Raw genomic sequence first — 16,948 nt, 5'->3', positions numbered from 1 at the left:
TCGTGCCAACCCCTTGGACTTCAACGGTCCTGACGGCGCGATCAGGCGCACTATTTGGGGCCGGATCGGAGCGGCGTAATCGCCACGGAGTAGATCGCAATGTCCTGCGCCATCGCGGCGACCGGGATCAGGAGGCAGCCGTCCTCGGTCTTGGTGCTATAATGGCTGCCGGTCCGCTGCAGACCGGCGAAGATCAGGCTGTCCTCCGCAAGGCCGGTGACGTCCTGACTCTCGGCTGCGTCGCGAGAGTCGTCGCCCTGCTGCACCGTCACGCCGTGAAGAAGGCCATCGGGCGCGAATGTGGCCAGCGGCAGTGCGATCATGGTCACCACCATGCTCCGCGACAGGGCAATGCGCAGGCGCAACTCGCCGAGGCCGTTGTGGTGAAGCGTCACCGTCTCCAGTGTCGCTTCGCCATTCCCGCGAAACAGTCCGACCTGGACCTGGCCGCAGGGCCTGTCCTCGAAGACGTCGGCCGGCAGGCGGTTGGCGCCAAACAGCGTGTAGAGATAGGAGTGGGACGCCGATAGCCGCGCAAAGCAGCCTGCGAGCCACATCGGCGGTGCCGATGCCGTGCAGGCGGCTGAGAGGCCGCGGGCGGTGATCTGCCGACGGATGAAGTCGCCGTCGATCATTGGTGCCAGCGCACGGGTGCCGAGATTGACGTCGTGCTTCAGTTCGCCCAGCAGCGCCAGCTCGTCATCGTCGGGCAGCAACAAGAGGCGCGCCAAGGTTGCCGCGCACCAGCGCGCGGCGACGTCGGGTGTCGCATAGGGGCTCAGACCAAAATCGAGGGCGGCGTCTTCGGCCGTTACTGCAAAGGCGAGAGCGCCGGCCTGGATCTCGGCGGCCAGCGCGATCTGGCTTTCGGGGCGCGGATTGATCTCGCGCAGAACCTGGTTGCCGTCATAGTCGCGCACCGAGCCGTCGGCGGAGCAGCAGATCTGCTCCAACAGCGCCACGTTGCGGATCAGCATGCGCTTGGCGTGAGGGGTGACCACGAGGTCGGAGATGAATCCTTCGGCGCTGTCCTCCTCGGCGAGGTCGTCGAAGGCGTCGTCGAGCGACATCAGATAGGCGCCGTGGAGGCGGATGCCGATGCCTTCGAGGTCGAAGATGCGACGCAGAGCCTTCTGCACGCTGCCGGAATAGCCGAGATCGGCGAGGACGAGATCGGTGCAGTCATCGAACCCAGGTACAGCTTGACGCAGATAGGCGAGCAGCCGCGCGCGCAAGTCTGCGGCAAGCTCGACGACTTCGGCTGGATTCATCAGTTCCGGAAGCGCCTCGGCGAGTTCCTCGCCGGAAGCGATCCCGTCCGGGAAGCCGGCAAAGTATGCGGCGACGCTCGCCGGCATGACCTTGAGCATCTCGCCGAATGTCGGCGCGTCGATCTTGAAGACCTTGCTGAGGAGATCGATGAGCGGCTGCATCGTGTCCGCCGAGGCGATCAGGCTGACGCGGCGGTTGATCTCGATATAGGCCGAGGTCATGCCGTGCAGCCGCTGCCAGATCTGGTGCGACAGAAAGCCGTCCCGGCCGAGGAAGCCGAGGGCGACCTTTCGGCCGGGACCTGTGACCTCTTCGCAGCGCCGCGCAACAAAGACATCGAATGCCTTCATCACCGGGCCGAGCACTGTCACTCCCAGATGGAACGCTGGCGACCTCTCGGCGCTGCGCGCGGCGACCATGCGCCGCAGCGTACGTGCGCCGTGATCGAGTCGAGACGGCGCACCCGAGCACAACAGCTCGAACAGCGCGGTCTCGCGCTGAAACTTCGCAGCAAGCTGGGCGGTGGCCTGCGGATAGTAGCGCGGGCGAATGCCGTGGCGCGTCGCGCCCCTGATGTCGGCCTTTTCATTGTCGCCGACGTGGAAGGAGGCGCTGGGGTCGATGTTCTGCTCGAATAGATACGTCGCGAACAGCGACCCGCTCTTGCTGCTGCCGTGGTCGCAGGATGCGTAAAGAAAGTCCCAGCTCAGCCCGGGATGAGAAGCCCGCAGCAATCGCGCCATCCGGTCGGAATCCCAATAGGTGTCGGAGATGAAGCCGACACGGTAGCCCGCGCGCTTCATGTCCCGATATTGCCGAAGCATGTCCGGATTTGCGCGGCAAAGCTCGATCTCCGCCGCAAACTCTGATTCGACCAGATCTATCAGATCGCTGCGCGCCCGACCGAAGAGCTTGAACGGGAAACGGGAATAGATCTCGTCGATGTGCACTTCGCCCACGCCGCGTTTCTCCTTCGCGATCCGGCGTGCACGCGCTTCGGCCTGGATGCGATGCTGAACGAAACTCGCGGAAGCATTGGGACATGATTGTGAAATGCCGGAAAGCTCGTAAGTCCTTTCAAATACGCCATCTGGCGTCGTGCAGGCGCGAAGCAGAAACGTATCGAAAACATCAAATGACCAAGCAGAAACAATTTGCGCGCGGCGCGCTGCGCCAGTCGTTGCGATCGTCATGCCAGCAATCCCCGCCAATCAGAGCGATTAACGTGCGTGTGCGTGAGGTCAGGCGCCACACGCGCGAAAAAAGTTCACGCGCGATTCGAAATCGTGCTCGTCGCGACTGACAAGTTCAAAAAAATCGCTAGGTTCGAAAATGGTGATTCGGAAAAAATTGCCGGGTGCAGAAGTTGTCTCGCGTTCATTCACACTCGGAAACAATTGTCTCTTCATGCATCAAGTGCGTGTCGCGTCTGATCACCTAGGGCCGCGTAATGTCAGCGTTCTTCTCTCGACGACATCTGCTCAGGATGAACGATCCGCCATGGCCCGAGACGATGTGATGATTGCGCGTACGACGCCCAAGATGATCGCGCGACCGGCAATAGCTGCCCGGTACTCGGCAAAAAAGACCCAGGTAACGTTTTGAAAAACAACGGAAATTTATCGCCTGGATTGCTTTCGCCCCGCGTTCAACGCGTGGAAGCCGTGTGGCATTGGCGCCGCCGGCATTGCGGGTTGGAGGTTGCGGGATGAGTTACGCTGCTGAGGTCTGGGCTCCCGCCGAGGCCGAGATTGCGACGACGGTGCCGGCTGAAGCGCCGGTGCCGATGATGCCGTCCGCGCCGCTCGCGCCGGATGGCGCGCCCGATGCCGATGTCGTCTACGACGAGGACAGCGAACTCCTGGACAAGCTCGCCACCGGCGACGAAGTCGCATTCCGCATGCTGGTCGAGCGTCACATCGATCGCGCTTATGCCATTGCGCTGCGTATCGTCGGCAACGCCGCGGACGCCGAGGACGTGGTGCAGGATTCCATGCTCAAGATCTGGAGCCATCGCGGACGCTGGCAGCACGGCCGCGCCAAATTCTCGACCTGGCTCTACCGTGTCATCTCCAATCGCTGCATCGATCTGCGTCGCAAGCCGCGCACCGAGAACGTCGAGGCCGTGCCGGAAGTCGCTGACAATCAGCCCGGCGCCGTCGAGCTCATCGAGCGTCGCGAGCTGAACGACATGCTGGAGCTCGCGATGCAGCGCTTGCCCGAGCAACAGCGCGTCGCGGTAATCCTGTCCTACCACGAAAACATGAGCAACGGCGAAATTGCCCAGGTTATGGATACAACCGTCGCCGCCGTCGAGTCGCTGCTCAAGCGCGGCCGCCAGCAGCTTCGCCAGCTCCTGCGCAAGCACGAGCGGGACATCCGCACCGCGTTTACCGACTGCTAACCATAAAGATCGCCTCGCCAAGTTTTTCGCGCCTGATCTCCTTGCGCTCCGCCGTTTGAGCGAACGGACGGGGCTGCGGTCCGCGTCGTCGTCAGTCGATCTCAACGATGCGGCACGCCATGCCCATCAGCACAGGAGCTCTCAATGCCCGTAATCAGCACCAATACCGCCGCCAATGCGGCGGTCCGCTATCTCAACATCAACGCCGCGCAGGAGAGCAGCTCGCTCTCGAAGCTGTCGAGCGGATCGCGCATCACCTCGGCATCCGACGACGCCGCGGGCCTTGCGATCTCCACGCGCATCTCTTCGGACGTCACCACGCTTCAGCAGGCTGCGACCAACGCCTCGCAGGCGACCGCGATTCTCCAGACCGCCGACGGCGGCGCATCGAACATCTCGGACATTCTCGCCCGCATGAAGTCGCTGGCGTCGGAATCCGCGTCGGGCACCGTGACCGACTCCAGTCGCGCCTATATCCAATCGGAATTCTCGCAGCTCAACGCCCAAATCGACTCGATCGCGACCGGTACCCGCTATTCCGGCCAGAGCTTGCTCGATGGATCCAGCGTGTTCTCGTCCGGTGTGTCCGTGCTGGTCGGCTCGGACGGCTCTGACACGATCGACATCCAGTTGACCAGCCTGACAGCGTCCTCTCTCGCTGTCTCCACGCTCGACGTCAGCACTCAGTCCGGCGCGACATCGGCGCTCGATGCCATCGATACTGCGATCGACACTGTTTCTGCCGCGCGCGCCTCGATCGGCGCTCAGGAATCGCGGTTCAACTTCTCGTCGGATTCGATCTCGACCCAGACGCAGAACCTCCAGGCGGCAAACTCCGCGATCGAGGACGTGGATATCGCGTCCGAGCAATCCAAGCTGTCTTCGGCTGAAGTGAAGACACAGGCTGCCGTGTCGGCGCTCGCCGCGGCGAATCAGATGCCCCAGTACTTGCTCCAGCTGCTGAACTGATGACGATCCGAGCGGGCCGGCATGAGGCCGGCCCGCTCACTGCCAGGGAATAGGCAACCAAAGTGGCCAGCGTCAGCTCAACCAGCAGCGCAAGCTCGGGTGTCACCGTCACCACGAGCGGGTCGACCAATTCGAGCAGTATCGACTGGTCAGCGCTGATACAGTCCGCCGTGGACGCGAAGACCGCGCAGGCGGATACGATCTCGACCACGATCACGAACAACGAGGCCAAGATCTCGGCCTATCAGACGCTTCAGAGCGATCTGGAGACGCTGTATTCCGGCTTGTCGTCACTATCCACGGCGGTGGTCAATTCGCTCTCCACCAGCGCATTCGCGACGCGCGCGGCGAGCATCAGCTCGACCGGAGACGTGAGTGCCTCCTCGGCGCTTTCCATGACGATCAAGAACGGGGCGGCGATCGGCGACCATACATTGACGATCAGTCAGCTCGCGGCCGCACAGAAGGTGGTCGGCACCTCGCAATCGAGCCAGACCGACGAGCTCGGCTATTCCGGCACGTTTTCCATCGGTTTGGACGGCGGGCCTACGTCCGACATCACCGTCACCAGCACGATGTCGCTCCAGGACATTGTCGATGCCATCAATGCGCAGACCTCGACCACCAACGTCCAGGCCTCTATCGTGCAGGTATCCAGCACGTCATTCCAGATGGTGCTGACCGGCACCGCGGATGCGGTGGACATCACCTATTCCAGCACATCCGGCGACGACATCATGAACGAGCTCGGCGTGACCGGCAGCTCGGGCAGCTTTACCAACGTGATCCAGGAGGCGCAGTCGGCCGAATTCACGTTGGACGGCATTTCGATGACGCGCGACACCAACGACATCACCGACGTTCTCAGCGGGGTCACTTTCAGCCTGCTCCAGGCGACCCCGGACGGAACCTCGCTGAACATCAGTATCGAGACCGACACCAGCCAGATCCAAGCGGCGCTTGAGACCTTCGTCACCAACTACAATGCTTTTCGCGACGAGGTCATCGCCCAGCAGGCGACCACGACCGACGGCACCGCAGATTCGAGCGCGGTCCTGTTCGGCGACGGAACCATGCGCAACATCATGGATGCGCTCCAGAACGCCTTGAACAGCACCGTGGGCGGCATGACGATGGCCGATCTCGGCCTGTCCTTCAACGAGAAGAACGAGCTCGAGCTCGACACCAGCACGTTGTCGGAGATCCTGAGCACTAACCTGAGCGGCGTGACCAAGCTGCTGTCGGCGCAAACCACGACGTCGTCGAGCCAGCTCAGCGTCGTCAACACCGGGACGTCGCCGCAATCCTTCACCCTGGAGCTGACCGTCGATTCCGACGGCAAGCTGTCCTCGGCCTCTGTCGGCGGTGACTCCTCGCTGTTTACGGTCAGCGGCACCACGATCATCGGCGCGTCCGGCTCGATCTATGCCGGCATGGCCTTCACCTATAGCGGCTCGACCTCGCAGTCGATCACGGTCACCTCGAGCACCGGGATTGCATCGCAGATCTACCAGCTTGCGAAGGACTATTCGTCATCGACTGGCGCGTTGCAAACGCAGATCACCAGTCTGACGACGCGCGACGAGGAGCTCCAGCAAAGGGTCGATGACATCAACAGCGCCGCGGCGACGCTGCAATCGCAGCTGCAGACGCAGTACGCGAAGTACCAAGCCGCGATCGAGAGTGCGAGCAGCACGCTCGACTATCTCAAGGCCCTGCTCAACTCGAGTGATTGACGATGCATAATCCGATGGCGTACATGGCCAACCAGGCCTATCGGGGGACGGCAACGACCGTGCCGCCGCTCAAGGCGGTCTCGATGCTGCTCGGCGGCACGATCATCTCTCTCCAGAGATCGCTCGCCGCCCAGGAGGCAAGGCGTTTCGAGGAAGGGCACGAGCACCTGATGAAGGCGACCTCGATCCTGCGTGGGCTCAGCCACAACCTCGATTTCGCCAGAGGCGGCGACGTGGCGGAGCGGCTGTTCCAGACCTACCACGCGATGATCCTGGCGAGCCACCGGGCCTTTGGCCGTCCGCACGCCCGGCAAAATTTCGGCCGCATCATCGCCGGGCTGACCGAACTGCGGGAGGCCTGGGAGTTCGTCGACACGACCGTGCGGAGCAGCAAGCCTGGACCGGTCGATTCGGCCCGCAAGGGCTGAAGCCGCCTGCTCCCCCGCGACGCGGGGAGGGCGGGCACCGGAACGGTCGCCGTTCCACCGCTTCCGTAGTGCTGCGGGCACATTTGGCGCGCGAAGCCGCTGAAATCCGGTTTCCGGAGCGCTTGCAATGCTCTATGACAGCCTGACCGAGGCGGGATCGGCGGGCGATGGACGTCATCGAGTTTGAGGAACTGATCGATCGGCTGGGCGAGGATCTCTCCCTCTGGCCCGACGATCGGCGTTTGCCCGCCGAAGAGCTGCTGTCACGATCGTCGGCCGCGCAAGCCCTGCTGGAAGAGGCGCGCGCCCTGCGCCTCGCGCTCGCGGCACCGCCGGTGCGCGCGCCGGCAGGCCTCGCCGACCGCATTGTCGCTGCGGCCGCGAGAATGAAAGATGACGCCGCCGAGCCGCGCACCGAAGGCGAGACGGCGGGGAGCTGAGCGCTCTGCTCTGAATCGTCGCTTCCTTCACCTCGCCCCGCTTGCGGCAGGGCAATCGCATTTGGGAGTTTTTTCCCGCGGCCATCCTTCGAGACGCCCGCTTTGGGCGGGCTCCTCAGGATGAGGGCGGAGTGCGCGGCAGCAGTTTCAACGAGCACTAATGCTGATTAGCCTCATCCTGAAAAGGCGCGTAAGCGTCGTCTCGAAGGACGAGGCGTGCGCGCAGGCCGTCGCCACAAGTCATATGCGATAGCCCTGCCTCTCCCCGCGAGTGGAGCGAGGCAGTGCACTGCCACCGCCGCGCCAAATCAACTCGAACTCAGCGCTCGCTTAAGACGCGCACACGGCAGATTTTGCCGTGTCGAATGCCGTTCTCGCGCGCGTGAATCGGCGCCTGAATCCGCGCGCCCACCCGTTTCATCAGCACACAGATTTCAAGCGCCGCGAGCCGATACTGGTCGCCGGCAGCAAGAGAAGGCCGGAGTTTCCGATGACCGTTTCCGCCGTGAGTTCTGCAACGACTGCGACCACCACGACATCATCATCGTCGAGCACGTCGTCCAACTCGACGCTGACATCCAGCGATTTCCTGAGCATTCTGGTCAGCGAGCTGCAGAACCAGAATCCGCTGGATGCGACCTCGACCACCGATCTCGTCAATCAGCTCACGTCCTACGCCAATTTCACCTCGCAGCAGTCGATCAACTCCAACTTGTCGTCGCTCGCGAGTTCGTTCTCGAGCCTCGTGACGCTGAACTCGGTGAACTACATCGGCCACACTGTCGAAGCGAAGTCCGATACGGCGACGTTGAGCAACGGTTCGGCGACCTATGGCTACTCGCTGTCGTCGACCGCTTCGGACGTCTCGATCAGCATCTCGGATTCCTCCGGCAACGTCGTCTACACCGGCGCCGGGACGGGAAACTCGGGTTCGAACACCTTCACCTGGGACGGCAAGGATTCCAGCGGCAATCAGCTCTCCGATGGCGGCCAGTACAGCATATCGGTGACGGCGACGGACACCGCCGGCAACTCGGTGCTCAACTACACGACCGTCACCGGCAAGGTGACCGGCATCGACACTTCGACGTCCACGCCCTCGCTCACGGTGAACGGCGTCGCGGTCAGCGCCGCCAACATCCTCGGCGTCACATCCTGATCTCACATCCTGATTTCCTCGGAGCTTATCATGAGTCTCACCGGCGCATTGTCATCGGCGATCTCGGCGCTCAGTGCCCAGAGCCAGTCCCTGTCGATGATCAGCGACAACATCGCCAATTCCGACACGACCGCCTACAAGACCACGTCGGGAATGTTCGACGCGCTCGTGACCGCCTCCAGCAATACGACCTCCTACGCTTCTGGCGGCGTCACCGTCTCGGGCCGCGCCAACATCACCCAGCAGGGCCTGCTCGCCGCGACCTCCAACGCCACGGATGTCGCGATCCAGGGCTCGGGTTTTTTCGTGGTGACCGACGCCAAGTCGGGCGGCACGGTCGCCTACACCCGTAACGGCGCCTTTACCACCGACAACGCCGGCTACCTCCAGAACAACGGCTACTACCTCGAGGGTTGGCGCACCGACGCGGACGGCAACGTCGTCGGCAGCGAGTCGGCGAGCAATCTGGAGGCCATCAACACCCAGGTCGCCTCGACCAGCGGCAGCGCCACCACAAAGACCACGATCGAAGCGAACCTGCCGTCGGATGCCGCGACCGGCGCCACCTACACCAGCTCGATGACGGTCTACGATTCGCTCGGCGCCTCGAATTCGATGCAGGTGACCTGGACCAAGATGGGCACCAACGCCTGGAGCGCGAGCTTCGCCAATCCGACGCCGGCCTCGGACACCACGACCGCAACAGGCACGGCCTCAGGCACGATCGACATCACCTTCAATAGCGACGGTTCGCTCGCCAGTACCAGCCCGAATCCGGCCACCGTCTCGATCACCGGCTGGACCGACGGTGCGGCGAACAGCACCATCACCATGAATCTCGGAACCGCCGGCAAGACCGACGGCCTCACGCAATATGCGTCGGGCGAAACCACCCCGTCAGTCAACGTCACCAGCATCGATTCAGATGGCCTGTCCTACGGCAAGCTGTCGAGCGTCTCGATCGGTGACGATGGCCTCGTCAACGCGACCTATTCCAACGGCCAGAGCATCGCGATCTACAAGATCGCGGTGGCGACCTTCGCCGATCCGAGCGGACTCGCCGCCTCCAGCAACGGCATCTATTCAGCGACCGTGACGTCGGGCAATGCTGCGCTGCAGGGCTCTGGGGAGAACGGCGCGGGCACGATCCACGGCAGCGAGCTGGAATCATCGACCACCGACACCTCCAGCCAGTTCTCGGACATGATCTCGGCGCAGCAGGCCTATTCCGCTGCGTCCCAGATCATCTCCACCGTCAACGAGATGTACGACACCCTGATCTCGGCGATGAGGTGAGCGATGCGCGGTGAGCAAGCGAACGCCGTTGGGGAGGCGCTGCTGCGCCAGCTCAAGCGGCTGATGGCACGGGCCGCAACCGTCAAGGGCAGCGACCGCAAGCAGTTGCTCGTGCTGCTCGACGACGTGGAAACGACGCGGCGTGGCCTCGTGCGGCAAGCCGCGGAGATCGACGGTGAGATGCGGCAGACGACTGCCAGGACGGCCGCCATCGGCGCTTACCTGCGCAACTCGCAAGGCGGCCGCGGCAAACGGAATAACTAGAAGAAGGCGATGACCATGACTGTAGCCCAAGCCACAAGGACGAGCGCCGTGAACGGCGATGCCCGGATCAAGTCGCTGATCACGCTGATCGACACCCTGACTGCATTGATCGCGGAGGAGAACGCGGAGCTTGCAAAGGGCCTGCCGGCCTCGCGCCTGAAGCAGGTCGACGAGAAGAACAAGCTGGCGGAGATCTTCGAGCGAACCGTTGCCGAGTGCGCGGCAGGCACGACCAGCCTGACGGTGCGGGACCGGATCCTGCGCGAGCAGCTGCTGGAGCGGATCCTGAGGCTGCGGGCGGAGATGGACGAGAATCTGGTGCGTCTGCGCGCTGCGATCGAGGCCAGCAACCGCCGGATCGAGGCCGTCATGCAGGCGATCCGCGAGCAGATCGTCGCCGTTTCGCCCTACGGTGCATCCGGCCGCGTCGCTGCCGCCCGTGCGGTGTCCAGCGGCACCAGCCGCAGCGCCTGACGGAACGGGGGAAGCCGCCGTGTCGCTCGATATCGCTCGATCGGTCGCATTCACTGGGCTGTCTGCGACGTCCGTGCAGATCAGCGTGACGTCGTCGAACATCTCGAACGCCGACACGACGGGCTATACCAGGAAGTCCGCGACCCAGTCGAGCAGCGTCACCAACGGCGTCGGCACCGGCGTCACGGTGACCGGCATCACCTCGACCGTCGACAAGCTGCTGTTGAAGTCGCTGGTCAGCGCGGATTCCGAGCTCGGCGCGGCCGACACCACCAACACCTACCTGACGTCGCTCCAGCAGCTCTACGGCTCGATCAGCAGCAGCGATGATTCCTCGTCCGGGACCTCGCTCGCCAACAGCATCGCCTCGCTGGAATCGGCGCTGTCGTCGCTGGCGAGCACGCCCAGCAGCGCCTCGCTGCAATCCAACGCCGTCAGCGCGCTCGACGACGTCGCGAGCCAGTTGCGGGAGACCTCCAGCGGGATCCAGAAGCTGCGGTCGGACGCCGATCTGGACATCGCGTCCTCGATCGACGACGTCAACGCGGACCTGCAGCAGATCGCGGATCTGAATACCCAGATCAAGCAGACGGCCGCCTCCGGCCAGTCCACCGCCGACCTCGAGGACCAGCGCAACACCGCGCTTCAGGACCTCGCCTCGAAGATGAACATCAATTACTTCACCGCTTCGAACGGCGACATACAGATCTACACCAAATCAGGCCAGGCACTGGTCGACAGTTCCGCGCATACGATCAGCTATACGGCTGCGTCCAATGTGACGGCGTCAACGACCTACACCGCCGGCTCCTCGTCGAGCGGCTTCAGCGCGATCACCGTGAACGGGGTGGACATCACCTCCCAGATCACCGGTGGGGATATCGGCGCACTCATCACGCTCCGTGACGACACTCTGCCGGACGCGCAGTCCCAGCTCGACCAGCTGGCGCAGCAGCTGGCGTCCGTGATGAACAACGTCTCGAACAGCGCCTCTTCGGTGCCGGCGCCGACCAGCCTGACGGGGACGACGGCCGTCACCAGCAGTTCTGCCCTGTCCGCCTCTGGCTCGGTGCGCATCGCGGCCACCGACCAGAGCGGCAACCTGGTCTCCTACGCCGATCTCGACCTGTCGTCCTACGCGACGGTCGGCGATCTCGTCACCGCCATCAACGGCATCTCCGGCTTGTCCGCCTCGATCGATTCGGATGGCCATCTCTCGATCACGGCGACCGGCTCCGGCAACGGCGTCGCCATCAACGAGATGACGAGCTCGGTCGGAAGCTCCAGCGAGGGATTCTCCGAATATTTCGGCCTCAACGATCTGGTGACGGGAACGAGCGCTTCGGACATCGCGGTCAACAGCAAGATTCTGTCCGGCACGAACGAGCTCCAGCTTGCGACGCTGGACTCGTCGTCGAGCCTGACTGTCGGAAGTTCGGTGCTGTCGTCCGGTTCCGCCACCGTGATCAATGCCTTCTACGATGCGTTGACGGCCTCGCAGACGTTTGCATCGACGGGCGGGCTCGCCGCCAGCACCGGGTCGCTCGCCGACTACGCCTCGGCCATCGTCTCCCACGTCTCGAGCAAGGCTTCGCAGGCCTCCACGGATTATACCGCCAAGGAGACCGCGCAGTCGACCTATGCGAATTCGCTGTCGTCGCAGTCTGGCGTCAATCTGGACGAGGAAACGGCCAATTTGAGCACGCTCCAGAACAAATATTCGGCGGCGTCGGCGCTGATCCAGGCCATCAACTCCATGTATTCGGCGCTGCTCACCGCCGTGCAGTCGACGTAAGGGGGTACGGTTATGGTCGCGATGAGGGTGGCCACCTTCGCCCAGTCGAACAGGATGATCGCCGACGTCATGCGCGTGGAATCGGTCATGGCCACCAAGCAGATCCAGGAATCGACGGGCGTCGTCTCGACGGATTTCGGCGGCTATGGCGCGGACGCCCAGCACGTCATCAACCTTCAGGTCTCGGTGACGCGCGCGCAATCCTATATCGACGCGGCTACGCTCGCCGGCAGCAAGGTCCAGGTGATGTATTCGGCGGTCGGCTCGGTGACCGACATCCTCACGCAGCTGCGCTCCCAGCTCAGCGCCGCCTCGACCGGGAGCTCGACCGAGGTGAACTCGGCGATCAGCTCAGCCCAGCAGATGCTGGAGCAGATGGGCTCGCTGATGAACACGCAGTATGATGGCCAATACGTGTTTGCCGGCGGCAAGACCGATACGGCTCCGGTCGATCTCACGAGCTTTTCGTCTGGTACTGGTTCGACCACGACTGCGGACACCAGCTACTACAAAGGCGACAGCGAGATCGCCTCGGTACGGGTTGACGCCAATGAAACCGTATCATACGGCGTCACCGCGGATAATTCGGCGTTCGAGGAGGTGATGCGCGTCCTGAAGTTCGTGGCCAACAGCACGACGCTGTCGTCTGCGGATATCACCAGCGCGCTGGATCTCGCCAGCACGGCGCTCGACGACACCGCTGCCGTGCAGGCAAAGCTGTCCGGCGCCGCGTCATCGATCGAGACCGCGAGCGCTCGCCAGGCCGACTACAAGAGTTACGCGGAGACCTTGTCGAATGACCTGACCAGCGTCGACGTCGCCGCCATTACGGCGCAGCTTTCGACTTACGAGACGCAACTCACGGCGTCCTATTCTGCTCTCGGGAAGATCTTGAGCCTGAATCTTGCGAGTTATCTGAAGTGAACAAGGGCCGGGTTCGTTCGGTAATAGAGGGAGTCGCTGGGGCTCGACCGGATGGTCCGGAAACCTTCCAGGGGAGTCAGATCGAATACCCGATGAGCAAATGGAATCCAAATGAAAAATGTAAGCCGATCCGCTCGGGCCGGAGGCTGATCAAAAAAGAAGGCTCTCTCGACCAGAAACTGGTCGATCGCACATTGGCGCTGATGTGGAGTTCTGCTGCTTCACAGGCAGTTGCATCCGCACGATTAACCCATGCGGCTTGCGGTCGTGCAGCGACAGCTCGCCGCCATGGGCGATCGCGATCGCACGCGCGATCGAGAGGCCGAGCCCGAAGCCGGTGGAGTCGTCCATGGTGCGCGCATTGTCGCCGCGCACGAACGGCTCCAGCATCTCCTGCTTGCGTGCATCCGAAATGCCGGGACCGTCGTCCTCGACGTCGATGACGAGCCCTGTGCCCGATATCTTGAGACGGATCTTCACTTCTGCGCCGAATCGGACCGCGTTCTCGACGAGGTTGGTGACGGCGCGATGCAAGTCGTCGGCCCGTACGACGACGCTCGCGGAAGCTGGCCCGTCATAATACACGACATGGCCCATGTCGCCGAACTGGTCGGCGACGAGCTGCAGTGTGCTCGCGATATCGACTAGCGTCACGGCTTCGATCTTGCGGTCGTCGCGCAAGAGCGAAAGGACCGATTCGAGCATTGAGCGCATCTGGTCGAGGTCGATCAGCATGTGCTTGCGGTTGCCCTCGTCCTCGATGAATTCGGCGCGCAGGCGCAGCCGCGTGATCGGCGTACGCAGGTCGTGGCTGATCGCGGCCAGCATCCGCGTGCGATCCGACATCAGCCGCGCGATCCGTTCCTGCATGCGGTTGAGTGCGCGCGCCACCGCGCGGATCTCCTCTGGGCCGCGCTCGGGCAGCGGTTCGGCGGTGCCGTCGAGGCTGAAATTCTCCGCCGCCTCGGCAAAGGACGACAGCGGCCGCGTCAGCGCGCGCGCCGCCCACAGGCCGAGCACGGTGACGCAGATGAAGGTGCTCATCAGCGCCATCAGCCAGGGTCCGCCCCAGAACCGCGGTCGCGGGCCGCCATCGGCATGGCCCGCAATCACGGTACCGTCGGGCAGTTGCACGCCGATACGGGGCTCGATGCCGCCTGAAGCCAGCAGTCCCGTATTGTAGGCGCGGCCGAGATGGCGATGCATCGCGCGCAGCGGCAGGCTGTCGCTCTCCTCGAGATTTGCCGTGCCGGGCGCCAGCATCTCGATGCCGAGCCCGGGGAAGGCGCGCGCAAGATCGGCAAGCAGGCGCGGACGCTCGCTCGCCTCCGCGGCACCAAGCAGCAGTGCGGCATCGGCCAGTTGATGCGCCCCTTCAGGCGAGGCGTCGGGGCGGTCCGGCCGGCTGATCAGGAAGGCGGTGGTGACGACGAGATGGAGCGCGACGGTCGAGGCCAGCACCAGCGCGGCGATCTGCCCGCCGATGCCCTTGAGGTGGAGGAACGAGAACGGCTTCATCGTCTCCCCGTCAGCTGCTCAGGGGCCTTGCGACCGCCTCGGGGCTTGCTGCCTCAGTTCCCGCGAGCTCGATTCGTGGTGTGAACAGATAACCGCCTGAGCGCACCGTCTTGATGATGGTAGGATCGGCCGGATTGGGCTCGATCTTGCGCCGGATGCGGCTGACCAGCACGTCGATGGAGCGCTCGAACGAGCCGGCGTTGCGGCCCTGCGTGAGGTCGAGCAGGCTGTCGCGTGATAGCACGCGGCCGGGCCGTTCGCAGAACGTCCTGAGCAGATCGAACTCGGCGCTGGTTACCGCGACGCGCGCGCCGTCCGGATTGCGCAATTCGCGCAGCCGCAGATCGATGCGCCAGCCTTCGAAGGCAAGCGTGCTCGCGCCTTGGACCGCGCTGGCCGCTTGCGCGGCGGCTTGGCGGCGAAGCACTGCGTTGATGCGGGCGAGCAGCTCCCGCGGGTTAAAGGGTTTGGGCAGATAGTCGTCCGCGCCCATCTCGAGACCGACGATGCGATCGACGTCTTCGCCGCGCGCGGTCAGCATGATGATCGGCGTCTGCGATTCGGCGCGAACCCTGCGGCAAAGGCTCAGGCCGTCCTCCCCCGGCAGCATGACATCGAGGATGATGAGGTCGACGCGGTGATCGGTCATGGCGCGGGACATCTCGCGGCCGTCGCTCACGGCTGTGACGTTGCAGGCGTTGTTGCGCAGGTACTTCGCAATCAACGTCCGGGTTTCGCGGTCGTCCTCGACGACGAGGATGTTGGGATTGAGAATGGCCATGTGACTTGTTTGTCCAAGATTCGGACCAAATGGCGGAGATTTTTGTTTCAGATTGTTTCTGGACGCGATCTCGACAGGCCCGGCAATGCCGGGCCGTGGAACGGCAAGGTGTCGTTGAGAGGCCTAACGATACGGTGCCGCTATCGACCAAGAAACGCCGCATACCCAATAGCGCCCATCATGACTTCGATTCCGGCGGCTTCCGCCGGTTTGGGCTGTCGGGAGAAGCTCATGATGTCTAGTGGATGAAAGTGCCGCCGAGGTGGTAGGCGTGATCGGCCTGGAGTTCGCCTTCGACCTACCGTGCAAGGGCTTTCTTCAACGTTGCGCCAATGTACTACAACCGGAACGCATCTGGCGATGCGTCCAACCTCTTCCCGCACGCGGAGCGAACTGCAATAGGTAACGCGATCCGCTTCAGCGGCGTGGTGTTGGCGGTCTTGGCATTGAAGTCCGCGCCGCGGCCGGGAACGAAGGCGGTGTCGACCACGCCGGGCGCGACCGCGAGCACCCGCACCTCGGGCCCAGCACGCGAGCGCGCGACTTCGTCATGCCGGCATTGCCCGGTGCACCGCCGCAGAAATTGTGGCAGCAAAATCAACGGGCGCGTCGTAGTTGTGACATTGTAGAATCGCCTCTCACCGCGGGGTACGCCGCCGGCCTACTGGAATAGCCGAGCGCAGCGCCGATGGCTCTGGCTGCCTCCATCACGTGAACCGAATATTCCTTGATCTGCTTGCGCTTGATGCGGCTGTCGGGGCCCGACATGCCGATCGCTCCGACGAGTTCGCCCGAACGGCCGAGGATCGCGCAAGCGCAGGCCGCGATGCCCTCGCGCCATTCGCCGTGCAGCACGGAAGAATAGCCCTGCGCGCGCGCCAGATCGATGTCCTCCCGCAGTTCCTCGATCGTTGTTCGCGTCGATTCCGTGTAACGCCTGAGATGCGGGCGAAATCGTTCCAGATAGTCATCGGGCATATGCGCGAGCATCGCCTTTCCGGTCGCCATGGTGAAGGCGGGGGCGCGCATCCCCACGCTCGTATGGGCGCGGATGTGGTGAGCGCTTTCGATCTTGTCGACGTAGACGACGTCGGTGTCCTCGAGCACCGACAGATGGATGGTTTCGCCGGTGATCTCGGCAAGCTTCGTCATTGCCGGTCGCGCGATGTTGATGAGATCCATCCGGTGGATGACGTGGCTGCCGAGCGCCCAGATCTTGGTCGTGAGCTCGTAGGTGCTATGCGGGGGGATCTGGCGCACATAGCCCTGGGACTGCAACGTCATCAACAGCCGATGCACGTTGCTCTTGGTGAGCTTCAGCTCGCTCGCGAGATCCGTGACCCCGCGGGGCTGCTCGCTCAGAGCAAGTGCTTCCAGGAGACGCAGCCCTTTAGTAAAAGCCTTATCCATCCACCAGCCAAAGTAGAATGATCTTTCACAGCGTCTAGCATGGTCGCGCGATCCGCAACAGCCCGCGTGTGGGGATCG

The 16,948-nt window shown here is 63.4% G+C and carries 16 protein-coding genes; 11 read left to right on the top strand and 5 right to left on the bottom strand.

All coding sequences use genetic code 11. The features are described from left to right. Positions 1–50: 50 nt before the first annotated feature. Complete coding sequence (locus ACFDR6_RS33080) at positions 51–2,231, bottom strand: hypothetical protein (RefSeq protein WP_375860898.1); 2,181 nt, start codon at positions 2,229–2,231, stop codon at positions 51–53. Positions 2,232–2,980: 749 nt separating this feature from the next. Here ACFDR6_RS33080 and ACFDR6_RS33075 point away from each other — a divergent pair. The 11 genes from ACFDR6_RS33075 to ACFDR6_RS33025 all read left to right on the top strand — a co-directional run bounded on the left by ACFDR6_RS33075 (position 2,981) and on the right by ACFDR6_RS33025 (position 13,161). Then, a complete protein-coding gene (locus ACFDR6_RS33075; RefSeq protein WP_212091734.1) occupies positions 2,981–3,676 on the top strand; it encodes an RNA polymerase sigma factor in 696 nt (231 codons plus the stop codon). Between the two features lie 144 nt (positions 3,677–3,820). Then, entirely contained in the window at positions 3,821–4,645 is an 825-nt protein-coding gene (locus tag ACFDR6_RS33070; protein WP_212091736.1) for a flagellin, read from the top strand. A 62-nt stretch (positions 4,646–4,707) separates the two neighbouring features. Then, positions 4,708–6,381 carry a flagellar filament capping protein FliD gene (gene fliD, locus ACFDR6_RS33065; protein ID WP_375860897.1) on the top strand — a complete coding sequence of 558 codons (1,674 nt, stop codon included), beginning with the start codon at positions 4,708–4,710 and terminating at the stop codon, positions 6,379–6,381. Positions 6,382–6,383: 2 nt separating this feature from the next. Further along, positions 6,384–6,809 (top strand): flagellar export chaperone FliS, encoded by a 426-nt coding sequence (locus ACFDR6_RS33060; RefSeq protein ID WP_375860896.1) that lies wholly within the window; start codon positions 6,384–6,386, stop codon positions 6,807–6,809. A gap of 167 nt (positions 6,810–6,976) precedes the next feature. Further along, positions 6,977–7,249 carry a hypothetical protein gene (locus ACFDR6_RS33055; protein ID WP_212469918.1) on the top strand — a complete coding sequence of 91 codons (273 nt, stop codon included), beginning with the start codon at positions 6,977–6,979 and terminating at the stop codon, positions 7,247–7,249. Between the two features lie 490 nt (positions 7,250–7,739). Then, the gene (locus ACFDR6_RS33050) at positions 7,740–8,408 is read left to right on the top strand and encodes a flagellar hook assembly protein FlgD (protein WP_212091751.1); all 669 of its coding nucleotides are present in this window, start codon (positions 7,740–7,742) and stop codon (positions 8,406–8,408) included. 30 nt (positions 8,409–8,438) lie between these two features. Further along, positions 8,439–9,704: a flagellar hook protein FlgE gene (gene flgE / locus ACFDR6_RS33045; RefSeq protein ID WP_375860895.1), complete on the top strand. Its 1,266-nt coding sequence runs from the start codon at positions 8,439–8,441 to the stop codon at positions 9,702–9,704. Positions 9,705–9,707: 3 nt separating this feature from the next. Beyond that, positions 9,708–9,968 carry a hypothetical protein gene (locus tag ACFDR6_RS33040; protein ID WP_375860894.1) on the top strand — a complete coding sequence of 87 codons (261 nt, stop codon included), beginning with the start codon at positions 9,708–9,710 and terminating at the stop codon, positions 9,966–9,968. Positions 9,969–9,977: 9 nt separating this feature from the next. After that, entirely contained in the window at positions 9,978–10,442 is a 465-nt protein-coding gene (locus tag ACFDR6_RS33035) for a flagellar protein FlgN (protein WP_135168687.1), read from the top strand. 19 nt (positions 10,443–10,461) lie between these two features. Continuing rightward, positions 10,462–12,237, top strand: a complete 1,776-nt coding sequence (gene flgK, locus ACFDR6_RS33030; protein ID WP_375860893.1) for a flagellar hook-associated protein FlgK — start codon at positions 10,462–10,464, stop codon at positions 12,235–12,237. Positions 12,238–12,249: 12 nt separating this feature from the next. Continuing rightward, positions 12,250–13,161: a flagellin gene (locus ACFDR6_RS33025; protein ID WP_375860892.1), complete on the top strand. Its 912-nt coding sequence runs from the start codon at positions 12,250–12,252 to the stop codon at positions 13,159–13,161. Between the two features lie 150 nt (positions 13,162–13,311). On the opposite strand, the gene ACFDR6_RS33020 is transcribed toward ACFDR6_RS33025, so the two are convergent. The 4 genes from ACFDR6_RS33020 to ACFDR6_RS33005 form a co-directional block, all read right to left on the bottom strand. Continuing rightward, on the bottom strand, positions 13,312–14,679 hold the full coding sequence (locus ACFDR6_RS33020; RefSeq protein ID WP_375860891.1) for an ATP-binding protein: 1,368 nt from the start codon (positions 14,677–14,679) through the stop codon (positions 13,312–13,314). 10 nt (positions 14,680–14,689) lie between these two features. Then, complete coding sequence (locus ACFDR6_RS33015) at positions 14,690–15,460, bottom strand: response regulator (RefSeq protein WP_212091763.1); 771 nt, start codon at positions 15,458–15,460, stop codon at positions 14,690–14,692. A 337-nt stretch (positions 15,461–15,797) separates the two neighbouring features. Beyond that, complete coding sequence (locus ACFDR6_RS33010; protein WP_212091765.1) at positions 15,798–16,061, bottom strand: hypothetical protein; 264 nt, start codon at positions 16,059–16,061, stop codon at positions 15,798–15,800. Then, on the bottom strand, positions 16,058–16,870 hold the full coding sequence (locus ACFDR6_RS33005; RefSeq protein WP_317242637.1) for an IclR family transcriptional regulator: 813 nt from the start codon (positions 16,868–16,870) through the stop codon (positions 16,058–16,060). The genes ACFDR6_RS33010 and ACFDR6_RS33005 overlap by 4 nt, the downstream gene beginning before the upstream one ends. Between the last annotated feature and the right edge of the window lie 78 nt (positions 16,871–16,948).

This window comes from Bradyrhizobium tunisiense (assembly GCF_042263385.1).
In the GTDB taxonomy this organism is placed as follows: domain Bacteria; phylum Pseudomonadota; class Alphaproteobacteria; order Rhizobiales; family Xanthobacteraceae; genus Bradyrhizobium; species Bradyrhizobium tunisiense.
The sequence above is the reverse complement of the archived record's forward strand: the minus strand, read 5'-3'. Positions and strand labels throughout refer to the sequence as shown.

What these genes read in the sequence shown, in the direction of transcription:
- ACFDR6_RS33075 (WP_212091734.1), top strand. Translation starts at nt 2,981, where the DNA reads ATGAGTTACGCTGCTGAGGTCTGGGCTCCCGCCGAGGCCGAGATTGCG.
- ACFDR6_RS33070 (WP_212091736.1), top strand. Translation starts at nt 3,821, where the DNA reads ATGCCCGTAATCAGCACCAATACCGCCGCCAATGCGGCGGTCCGCTAT.
- ACFDR6_RS33060 (WP_375860896.1), top strand. Translation starts at nt 6,384, where the DNA reads ATGCATAATCCGATGGCGTACATGGCCAACCAGGCCTATCGGGGGACG.
- ACFDR6_RS33055 (WP_212469918.1), top strand. Translation starts at nt 6,977, where the DNA reads ATGGACGTCATCGAGTTTGAGGAACTGATCGATCGGCTGGGCGAGGAT.
- ACFDR6_RS33050 (WP_212091751.1), top strand. Translation starts at nt 7,740, where the DNA reads ATGACCGTTTCCGCCGTGAGTTCTGCAACGACTGCGACCACCACGACA.
- flgE (WP_375860895.1), top strand. Translation starts at nt 8,439, where the DNA reads ATGAGTCTCACCGGCGCATTGTCATCGGCGATCTCGGCGCTCAGTGCC.
- ACFDR6_RS33040 (WP_375860894.1), top strand. Translation starts at nt 9,708, where the DNA reads ATGCGCGGTGAGCAAGCGAACGCCGTTGGGGAGGCGCTGCTGCGCCAG.
- ACFDR6_RS33035 (WP_135168687.1), top strand. Translation starts at nt 9,978, where the DNA reads ATGACCATGACTGTAGCCCAAGCCACAAGGACGAGCGCCGTGAACGGC.
- ACFDR6_RS33025 (WP_375860892.1), top strand. Translation starts at nt 12,250, where the DNA reads ATGGTCGCGATGAGGGTGGCCACCTTCGCCCAGTCGAACAGGATGATC.
- ACFDR6_RS33020 (WP_375860891.1), bottom strand. Translation starts at nt 14,679, where the DNA reads ATGAAGCCGTTCTCGTTCCTCCACCTCAAGGGCATCGGCGGGCAGATC.
- ACFDR6_RS33015 (WP_212091763.1), bottom strand. Translation starts at nt 15,460, where the DNA reads ATGGCCATTCTCAATCCCAACATCCTCGTCGTCGAGGACGACCGCGAA.
- ACFDR6_RS33005 (WP_317242637.1), bottom strand. Translation starts at nt 16,870, where the DNA reads ATGGATAAGGCTTTTACTAAAGGGCTGCGTCTCCTGGAAGCACTTGCT.